Origin of the sequence: Pseudonocardia adelaidensis (assembly GCF_039543345.1) — a bacterium.
In the GTDB taxonomy this organism is placed as follows: Bacteria; Actinomycetota; Actinomycetes; order Mycobacteriales; family Pseudonocardiaceae; genus Pseudonocardia; species Pseudonocardia adelaidensis.
Genome location: NZ_BAABJO010000068.1, coordinates 1 through 9171 on the forward strand (window position 1 = coordinate 1; position 9171 = coordinate 9171).

A 9171-nucleotide genomic window follows, 5' to 3' on the forward strand; every position below is an offset into this window, starting at 1 on the left:
CAGCCGCGGCGGGTGGCGCGGGGATCGGAGGCGCCGGGGCCGTGGAGTCGGCGGCGTCGGGCGCAGGGGACGGTGGCGGCGCCGCGGGTTCGGCGGTCGTCCCGGTCGGCGGGCTGCCGGGCAGCGGACCCGGGGCAGGCTCCGTGAGCCGGGCCGTGTCCTGCGGGTCCGGCCGGGGCGCTTCGGCCGGTTCGACCGGGCGGACCGGGCTGTCCGCGGCGAAGGCGGGTGCGGTGGCCGATGCCTCCACATCGGCGCCGGGTTCGGCCCCGGCTCCCGCGCCGCGTGCCGCCGGGTGTGCGACCTGTTCCTGATGCGCTGCCCGGTCCTCCACCGGCTCCGGCGTTCCGCTCCCCTGGTGCTCCGACACGGTCGTCCTCCTCGCTCCGGCCCGCCGCGAGCGGCGGGCGCCCCGTCCGGGGACGGGGCCGTGCACGTCGGCCGTGGCCGGTTCGACGGAACCGGTGACCGATCGCGATTCAAACAGCTCTGCGGGCCGACCGGAACAGCCCGGACGGGCGCTGAACCCCGGATGGCCCGTCGATGTCGCCCGGGGGACGCCGAGATGTGCCGCTTACGCTGCGCTTCGTGCCCAACCGGCTGATCGCCGTCGTCGGCCCCACGGCGACCGGCAAGTCCGACCTCGGGGTGGCGCTGGCCGCCGCGCTGGACGGCGAGGTGGTCAACGCCGACGCGATGCAGCTCTACCGCGGCATGGACGTCGGCACCGCCAAGCTCACGCCGCGCGAGCGGGCGGGCGTGCCGCACCACCTGCTGGACGTCCTCGACGTCACCGACACGGCCGCGGTGGCGGCCTACCAGCGGGAGGCGCGCGCCGTCGTCGAACGCCTGCTCGCGGCGGGCCGCACCCCGGTCCTGGTGGGCGGCTCCGGGCTGTACGTGCAGGCGGTCGTCGACGACCTGGAGTTCCCCGGCACCGATCCCGTGCTGCGTGCCGAGTTGGAGGCCGAGCTCGCCGAGCGCGGACCCGCCGCGCTGCACGGCCGCCTCGCCGCGGTCGACCCGGCCGCCGCCGAGGTGGTGCTGCCCTCGAACGGCCGCCGGATCGTGCGGGCCCTCGAGGTGGTCGCGCTGACCGGGAAGCCGTTCCCGGCCCGGCTGCCCACCGCGGGCGCGCCCCGCTACGACGCGGCCCTGCTCGGGATCGACCGCCCGACCGCCGAGCTCGACCTGCGCGTGGCCCGCCGGGTGGCCCGCATGTTCGCCGCGGGGCTCGTCGACGAGACGCGCGCGCTGCTCGCCCGCGGGCTGCGCGAGGGCCGCACGGCGTCGCGCGCGCTCGGGTACCAGCAGGTGGTGGCCGCGCTGGACGGGGATGGCGACCTCACCACGGCGGCCGCCGACACGGTCGTGGCCACCCGTCGCTTCGTCCGGCGGCAGCGTTCCTGGTTCCGGCGCGACCGGCGCATCCACTGGCTGGACGGGGCCGCCCCCGATCCGATCGAGGCCGCTCTGCGCCATCTGGGGCGCCACGTAGGCTCGTGACGTGGTGCGTTTCAGCAAGGGGCACGGCACGGAGAACGACTTCGTGCTGCTGCCGGACCCCGACGGCGAGCTCGACCTGACGCCGGAGCGGGTCGCCGCGCTGTGCGACCGCCGCCGCGGTCTCGGCGCCGACGGCGTCCTCCGCGTCGTGCGGTGGGCCGCGCTCGGCGACGGCCCGGTGTCCGAGCCCGGCGTCGAGTGGTTCATGGACTACCGCAACGCCGACGGCAGCATCGCGGAGATGTGCGGCAACGGCGTACGCGTCTACGCTCGCTACCTCGAGCACCTCGGGTGGCTCCCCGGCGACGAGCTGCGCCTGGGCACCCGCGGCGGGGTCCGCACCGTGCGCGTGGCCGGTGAGGAGATCTCCGTCGACATGGGCAAGGCCGCCCTCGGCGAGGAGAGCACGGCCAGCGTGGACGGCCAGGCGTTCGCGGGCGTGGCGGTCGACGTCGGCAACCCGCACCTGGCGTGCGTCACCGACGTGCCCCTCCAGGGCCTGGACCTCACGCGCCCGCCCGGCCACGACCCCGCCCTGTTCCCGCACGGGGTGAACGTCGAGTTCGTCACGCCGCTGGACGGCGACGAGGTCGCGATGCGCGTGCACGAGCGCGGCGTGGGGGAGACCCGCTCGTGCGGCACCGGCACGGTGGCCGCCGTCGTCGCCGCCCTGCGGCACGCCGGGCAGGACACCGGCACCGTCGGGGTGCAGGCGCCCGGCGGGCGCCTGCGCGTCACGGTGGAGGCGGGCACCACCGTCCTGCACGGGCCGGCCGTGCTCGTGGCACACGGCGAGCTGACCCCCTCCTGGTGGGCGGCGTGTCGAGGGGCTCAGGCCTGAGCGGCGGCCGCCGGGAGGTCGCGCAGGCGCCGCAGCGGTGACGCGAGCAGCCAGACCGGACAGAGGATCATGCCCGCTGCTGTGACCACGAGCGTGGCCCGCAACCCGATCAGCTCGCCGAGCGCGCCGCCGAGCAGCCCGCCGAACGGGATCGTGCCCCAGACGAGGAACCGGACGCTCGCGTTCATCCGGCCGAGCAGGTGGTCCGGGGTGACGGACTGGCGGAAGCTCACCTGGGCGACGTTGTAGACCACCCCGCCGTAGGCGATGGCCGCCATGCCGAGCGCGAACCATGCGATGCCCGCGCCGGCCGTCGCCAGCGGGAGCGCGAGCGAGAGCGGTCCCGTCACCAGCAGGGCGGCGACGAGCGTGCGCCCCTGCCCGAGGAGCCGGATCCAGCGGCTCGCCGTGACGGCCGCGAGCACGCCCGCCGCGCTGCCGGCGGCCAGCACGAGCCCGACCACGGCGGCCGGTTGCCCGAGCTCGCGCGCGAGGAACAGCACGGACACGGCGGACAGGACCCCGCCGAACAGGTTGGCCGTGCCGGTGCAGAGCACGATCGGGCGCAGCAGCGGGTGGCCGAGGACGTAGCGCAGTCCCTCGGCGATCTCGGCGCGCAGCGAGCGGCCCGGGTGGCGCGGGGCCACCGTCTCGCGGGTCCGCATCCGCGAGAGGAACGCCGCCGAGACGAGGTAGCCGGCCGCGTCGACGAGCACCGCGAACGCCGCACCGACGAGCTGCACCAGGCCGCCACCCAGGGCGGGGCCGGCCGCCTCGGCCGCCGCTCGCGTGGACTCGAGCTTCGCGTTGCCCTCGACCAGCCCGGCGCGCCCGACCACGGCGGGCAGCACGGACTGGTAGCCGACGTCGAAGAAGACGGTGGCGACTCCGGCGAGCAGCGCGACGACGATGAGCTGCGCGAACGTCAGCACGCCCGCCGCCCACGCCAGCGGGATGCTCCCGATCAGCACGAACCGCACGAGGTTGGCGCCGATCATCACCGGCAGCCGGCGCACCCGGTCCAGCAGTACCCCGGCGGGCAGTCCCACCAGCAGGAACGCGCCGCGCTCCGCGGCCACGAGCAGCCCCATCTCCCATGGCGTCGCGCCGAGGACGGTGGCGGCGAGGAGCGGCAGGGCGAGGTGGCTGACCATGATCCCGACCTGGGACACCGACTCGCCCGCCCAGAGCAGCAGGAAGTCACGGTGCCGCCACAGGCTCATCCCCCGATCGTGGGGCACCGATTGGAAAGCGTCAACCGGTACGGTTCCCGGATGCCCACGCAGCGCAGGCAGGCCACGGAGGCCGAGATCGCCACGCTCGCCTCCGCCGTCCGGCTGCGGATCATCCGGCTGACGCTGCAGGAACCCCTCACGAACGCGCAGATCGCGCACCGGCTGCACCGGGACCCGGCCACCACGCTGCACCACGTCCGGCGGCTGGTCCGGCACGGGTTCCTGGAGCCGCTCCCGGCCCGTCCGGGCCCGCGCGGCTCCACCGAGATCCCGTACCGGGGCACCCGGCTGTCCTGGTCCCTCCGAGGAGGCGAACGCGACCCGTCGCTCGGCGAGGCGACGCTCGAGGCCTACCTCGACGAGGTCACCGAGGTCGGGGTCGCCGCGCTGGACCAGAGCAGGCTCGCGGTCCGGCTCGCCCCGGCCGACGCGGCCGCGCTGCGCAGCGAGCTGAGCGCACTGCTCGACCGCTACGCCGCCCGCGCCGAACCGCCGGACGGCGAGGCGGTGGCCGTCTACCTGTCCATCTACCCGGGTGCGAGCTGATGTCCGGGTGCGTCGTGGTCGGCGGTGGCCCGGCCGGGATCGTGCTCGGCCTGCTGCTGGCCAGGTGCGGCGTCGACGTCACCGTGCTGGAGAAGCACGCCGACTTCCGCCGCGACTTCCGCGGCGACACCGTGCACGCCTCGACGCTCGGGCTGCTCGACGAGCTCGGGCTGGGGGAGCGGTTCGCCACGCTGCCGCACCGGCTGGAGCGCCGCGCCGAGATCGTCGTCGACGACGGGAGGATCGCACCGCGGTTCGACCGCCTCCCGGGGCGTCACCGGCACATCGCCATCGTGCCGCAGTGGGACCTCCTCGGCATGCTCGTCGCCGCGGCACGCGAGTCGCCGCACTTCCGCATCGTGATGTCGGCCGAGGTCGACGGCCTCCTGCGGGAGCACGGCCGCGTCGTGGGCGTCCGCTACGCCGACCGCGAGGGCGGCGCCGCGCACGAGCTGCGGGCGGACCTCGTGGTCGGCTGCGACGGGCGGCACTCCCGCGTGCGGGAGGAGCTCGGGATGGCGCCCCGCGCCCTCGCGGCGCCGTTCGACTGCCGGTACGTCCGCGTGCCGAAGCGGGACGGCGACCCGGACGGCTCGCTGGTCCGGTTCTCCGCGCGCGGCGGCGTCGTCATGGTCGATCGGAGCACCTACTGGCAGGTGGCCGTGCTGGTCGGCAAGGGCGACCCGGACGAGGTCGGGGTGGTCCGGCGCAGCGTGCGCGACCTGGCGCCCGTGCTCGCCGATCGGGTCGACGCCGTACCCGCCGCGGGCGTCGCCCGGTTGGAGGTCCGCCAGGACCGGCTGCGTCGCTGGTGGGAGCCCGGCGCCCTGTGCATCGGAGACGCGGCGCACGCCATGACCCCGGTCGCGGGGGTGGGCGTGAACCTCGCCGTCCAGGACGCGGTGGCGGCGGCGCGGATCCTGGTGCCGCCGCTGCTCGCCGGGCCGGTGGCCGACCGGCACCTCGCGGCGGTGCAGCGCAGGCGCATCGCACCCACCGTCCTCACGCAGGCGCTGCAGCGGGAGACCCAGCGCCGCGCGATCGTCACCCCGCGGCAGGGCCCGGGCGAGGTCCGGGCGCCGCTGCGTGTTCCCCGGCCGCTGCGCGTCCTGCGCCACGTCCCCGGCTTCCTCGACCTGTTCGGCCGGGTCGTGGCGCTCGGGCTGCAGCCCGAGCACCTGACCGGGCCGCTCACCGCCGCGCGGCGCGACGCGCGGAATCAGGGACGACGTCCGGAGCGTTGACGTGGGAGCATGACTACCACGATGACTGAACCTGCCCTGTCCACCCCCGCCGACGAGCTGCTGCGCCCCACACAGGGGGACTACGAGCTCGAGGAACGCAGCTCACTGCGCCGGATCGCGGGTCTCTCCACCGAACTCGCCGACATCACCGAGGTCGAGTACCGGCAGCTGCGCCTGGAGCGCGTCGTGCTCGTCGGGGTCTGGACCGAAGGCAGCGCCGAGCAGGCACGCGCCTCCCTCGAGGAACTCGCGCGCCTCGCCGAGACCGCGGGCTCCCAGGTGCTCGACGGCCTCGTCCAGCGCCGCTCCCGGCCCGACCCGGCCACCTACATCGGCTCCGGCAAGGTCGACGAGCTGCGGGACGCCGTGCAGGACGCCGGCGCCGACACCGTGATCGCCGACGGCGAGCTCTCGCCCGGCCAGCTGCGGCAGCTGGAGGAGAAGCTCAAGGTCAAGGTCATCGACCGCACCGCGCTGATCCTCGACATCTTCGCCCAGCACGCCCGTTCCAAGGACGGCAAGGCCCAGGTCGAGCTCGCGCAGCTGTCCTACCTGCTCCCGCGCCTGCGCGGGTGGGGTGAGGCGCTGTCCCGGCAGGTCGGTGGCCGGGCCGCGGGCGGCGTCGGCATCGGCGGCCGCGGCCCCGGTGAGACCAAGATCGAGCTCGACCGCCGCCGCATCCGCAACCGGATGGCCAAGCTCCGCCGCCAGCTCTCCGGCATGAAGCAGGTGCGCGAGACCCAGCGCGGGGTGCGCAGGCGTCAGGACGTGCCGTCGGTCGCGATCGTCGGCTACACGAACGCCGGCAAGTCGAGCCTCCTCAACGCCCTCACCGGCGCGGGCGTGCTCGTCGAGAACGCGCTCTTCGCCACCCTCGACCCCACCACGCGCCGCACGTCCACCAGCGACGGTCGCACGTACACCCTCACCGACACCGTCGGGTTCGTGCGCCACCTGCCGCACCAGCTCGTCGAGGCGTTCCGGTCCACGCTGGAGGAGACCGCCGACGCCGACCTGCTCCTGCACGTCGTCGACGCATCCGACGCGCTGCCGGAGGACCAGATCAAGGCCGTCCGGGAGGTGCTCGTCGAGATCGGCGAGCAGCGCGGCTCCATGGGGCGCGAGCTGCTCGTGGTGAACAAGACCGATGCGGCGGGCGACCTGCAGCTGGCCCGCCTGCGGCACCTGCTTCCGGAGGCCGTGTTCGTCTCGGCCCGCACCGGAGCCGGCGTCGAGAAGCTGCGCGAGCGGGTCGCCGAGCTGCTGCCGACCCCCGAGGTCGAGGTCGACCTGCTGCTGCCGTACGTGCAGGGCTCGCTCGTCGCCCGCGTGCACAGCGAGGGTGAGGTGCTGAGCGAGGAGCACACGGCCGACGGCACCCGGATGCGGGCCCGGGTCGGTGCGGGGCTCGCCACCGCGGTGCTGCCGTACGCACGGGTGACCCCCGCCGCGCAGAACGGTTCCGGCAGCTGATCGGTCTCCTCGTCGCACTCGCGCTCCACCCGCTGGTTCCGGCCGGCTCGCCCGTGCCGGAGCCGGTCTGCTCCGTGACCGACCCGCGGCTCGGCGAGCTGTCCGGGATGGTCGTGCACGACGGCGGCCTGTGGGGGCTGAGCGACGGGGGCCGCAGCGTGCAGATCCACCGCATCGACCGCTCGAACTGCGACGTGATCGACACCCGCACCGCGGACATCGATCCCTTCGACGTCGAGGACCTCGCCGTCGGGCCGGACGGCGCCCTCTGGGCCGCCGACCTCGGCGACAACGAGCGCCGCCGCGACACCGTCGCGGTCATCGTCCTGCCCGAGCGGGGTACGGCCCAGCTGCACCGCCTGACCTACCCCGACGGCCCGCACGACGCCGAGGCCCTCCTGATCGACGCCCAGGGGCGCCCGTTCGTGATCACCAAGGAGGTCGGGAGGCCCGCCGGGCTCTACCGCACCGCCGACGCGCCCGAGGGTGAGGGCCCGACCCCGCTGCTACCGGTGGGGGAGCTGAACCTGCCCGCGTCGAACACGCTCGGCGGCCCGGTGGGCGGGATCGGCACGCGGCTGGTCACCGGCGCGGCGCTGAGCGGCGACGGCACCGTGGCGGCGGTGCGCACCTACACCGACGCCTGGCTCTTCCCGGTCGGTGGGGGCGACCTCGTGGCCGCCTTCAACCGGCCGCCCGTCCGCGTCCCGCTGCCCGACGAACCGCAGGGGGAGGCCATCGCGTTCGACGTGGACGGTGCCCTGCTGTCCGGCTCGGAGACCCGGCACGGCGTGCGCGGTGAGATCCGCGCCGTGGCCGGCGCGGCGGCCCTCGCCGGCGAGGCCGCCCCCGTCGCCCCGCTGCCACCGGCCCCGGAGGTCGTGCCCGATCCCGGGCCGCCGCCCTGGCTGCCCGCCGCCCTGGGCGGCGCCGCGGTCGTGGGGGTGTTGGTGCTGGTCACGGCGGTGGCCTCCGTGCGCACCCGGACCCGACGCGGCTGACGCACCCCGTCTCCCCTCGCGCTCCCCGTCGATGGGGAGCGTGGGACGACACAGGGTGCGTGGGCCGGACAGGGGCGCCTGAGCGGCCGGGCGGCGAGGCTCCCGGCCCCGGCCGGCGCCGATCGAGGCCTCAGAGCCTCCGCATCACCGCCACCACCCGGCCGAGAACGGTGGCCTCGTCACCGGGGATGGGGTCGTAGGCCGGGTTGGCCGGCATCAGCCAGACGTGCCCGTCGCGGCGCTTGAACGTCTTGACCGTGGCCTCGCCGTCGATCATCGCGGCGACGATCTCGCCGTTCTCGGCCACCGGTTGCTGCCGGACGACGACCCAGTCGCCGTCGGTGATGGCGGCCTCGATCATCGAGTCGCCGCGGACGTTCAGCAGGAACAGGGTGCCCTCGCCGACGATCTCGCGGGGGAGGGGGAAGACGCTCTCGACGGCCTGCTCGGCGAGGATCGGCCCACCGGCGGCGATGTTGCCCAGCAGGGGGACCATCGCGGGGGCGGGGTGCAGGTCGCCCGTCGCGGTGTCGTCCGCCGCGGCGGCGGGGGTGTCGGTGACGTCCTCCGGCCCGCGGACGTCGACGGCGCGGGTGCGGTTGGGGTCGCGCCGCAGGTACCCCTTGCGCTCGAGCGCGCGCAGCTGGTGGTGCACCGAGGAGGTGGAGGTGAGGCCGACGGCGTCGCCGATCTCCCGCACGCTCGGGGGGTAGCCGAACCGCTCGACCCAGTCGCGGATCACCTCGAGGACCTTGCGCTGCCGCGGGGTGAGACCCGCAGGCTCGGCGGGCGGGTCGGGGAACGTGCTCACCTGCGCGGTCTCACCGGCATCGCCGCCGGACCCGGTGCCCGGGTCGTCCCGTGCCATCTGCTGCGCCTCCTCCTCGTGGGCGGCGCGCCGGCCGCCCGCTGGGTATGGGTGGTGCCGCAGGGTGCGGCCGCCACCGTCGTCGCGTACGACGGTAGCCCCGATCGGGCTTGTCGCCAAACACATGTTCGAACGACACGCCCGCGTTTCTCGATTCTGTCGGACCCCGGTGGTAGACACTTCGCACAGACGTTCGTTCGAACACTTGTTCCAAGAGCGGAAGAAGCGGAGGCGGCGGTATGTACGAGCGCGGTGTGTACGAGCAGGGAGTGACCGTGCGGCCGGCGCGCGACCGGCGGGCGGGGGAGCGGCGCGGTCTGCGCAGGCGGGCCCGCGGGCCGCTGCCCGTGCGGCCCGCGGTGAACGCCGTTGCGGTGCGGCCCGCCGAGGCCGAGCGGCCGCGGGTGCCGTCCGGGGCCCGCCGGGTGCCGCTGCCCGGGGCCGGCGCGCGCACGCT

General features: G+C 75.6%; 9 protein-coding genes and 1 pseudogene. 7 read left to right on the top strand and 3 right to left on the bottom strand.

What is annotated here, in order from left to right; all coding sequences use genetic code 11:
* Positions 1 to 370: pseudogene (locus ABEA81_RS42005) on the bottom strand (hypothetical protein); the annotation flags it as partial.
* 218 nt (positions 371 to 588) lie between these two features.
* Here ABEA81_RS42005 and miaA point away from each other — a divergent pair.
* Together miaA and dapF are read left to right on the top strand one after the other, a co-directional pair.
* On the top strand, positions 589 to 1506 hold the full coding sequence (gene miaA / locus ABEA81_RS42010) for a tRNA (adenosine(37)-N6)-dimethylallyltransferase MiaA (RefSeq protein ID WP_345613608.1): 918 nt from the start codon (positions 589 to 591) through the stop codon (positions 1504 to 1506).
* Position 1507: 1 nt separating this feature from the next.
* On the top strand, positions 1508 to 2347 hold the full coding sequence (dapF, locus tag ABEA81_RS42015; protein WP_425570886.1) for a diaminopimelate epimerase: 840 nt from the start codon (positions 1508 to 1510) through the stop codon (positions 2345 to 2347).
* Here the strand turns inward: dapF and ABEA81_RS42020 are convergent.
* Entirely contained in the window at positions 2338 to 3570 is a 1233-nt protein-coding gene (locus ABEA81_RS42020; protein ID WP_345613610.1) for an MFS transporter, read from the bottom strand. The genes dapF and ABEA81_RS42020 overlap by 10 nt on opposite strands.
* Before the next feature lie 51 nt (positions 3571 to 3621).
* Here ABEA81_RS42020 and ABEA81_RS42025 point away from each other — a divergent pair, with 51 nt between their 5' ends.
* From ABEA81_RS42025 to ABEA81_RS42040, 4 genes are all read left to right on the top strand, one after another.
* Positions 3622 to 4128, top strand: coding sequence for an ArsR/SmtB family transcription factor (locus ABEA81_RS42025; protein WP_345613612.1), 507 nt, complete (start codon positions 3622 to 3624; stop codon positions 4126 to 4128).
* Positions 4128 to 5372 (top strand): FAD-dependent oxidoreductase, encoded by a 1245-nt coding sequence (locus ABEA81_RS42030; RefSeq protein WP_345613614.1) that lies wholly within the window; start codon positions 4128 to 4130, stop codon positions 5370 to 5372. The genes ABEA81_RS42025 and ABEA81_RS42030 overlap by 1 nt, the downstream gene beginning before the upstream one ends.
* 21 nt (positions 5373 to 5393) lie before the next feature.
* Positions 5394 to 6845, top strand: coding sequence for a GTPase HflX (gene hflX / locus ABEA81_RS42035; RefSeq protein ID WP_345613616.1), 1452 nt, complete (start codon positions 5394 to 5396; stop codon positions 6843 to 6845).
* A gap of 74 nt (positions 6846 to 6919) precedes the next feature.
* Positions 6920 to 7846, top strand: coding sequence for a hypothetical protein (locus ABEA81_RS42040; protein WP_345613618.1), 927 nt, complete (start codon positions 6920 to 6922; stop codon positions 7844 to 7846).
* A gap of 130 nt (positions 7847 to 7976) precedes the next feature.
* On the opposite strand, the gene lexA is transcribed toward ABEA81_RS42040, so the two are convergent.
* Positions 7977 to 8714, bottom strand: a complete 738-nt coding sequence (lexA, locus tag ABEA81_RS42045) for a transcriptional repressor LexA (RefSeq protein WP_345613620.1) — start codon at positions 8712 to 8714, stop codon at positions 7977 to 7979.
* Positions 8715 to 8953: 239 nt separating this feature from the next.
* Between lexA and ABEA81_RS42050 the strand changes: the two genes are divergently transcribed.
* Positions 8954 to 9171: hypothetical protein (locus ABEA81_RS42050; RefSeq protein ID WP_345613622.1), on the top strand; the 218-nt coding region annotated here is incomplete at its 3' end.

Bases quoted from the DNA above. Each gene is read 5' to 3' on its own strand.
- ABEA81_RS42030 (WP_345613614.1), top strand. From the start codon at position 4,128: ATGTCCGGGTGCGTCGTGGTCGGCGGTGGCCCGGCCGGGATCGTGCTC.
- hflX (WP_345613616.1), top strand. From the start codon at position 5,394: ATGACTGAACCTGCCCTGTCCACCCCCGCCGACGAGCTGCTGCGCCCC.
- ABEA81_RS42020 (WP_345613610.1), bottom strand. From the start codon at position 3,570: ATGAGCCTGTGGCGGCACCGTGACTTCCTGCTGCTCTGGGCGGGCGAG.
- ABEA81_RS42025 (WP_345613612.1), top strand. From the start codon at position 3,622: ATGCCCACGCAGCGCAGGCAGGCCACGGAGGCCGAGATCGCCACGCTC.
- lexA (WP_345613620.1), bottom strand. From the start codon at position 8,714: ATGGCACGGGACGACCCGGGCACCGGGTCCGGCGGCGATGCCGGTGAG.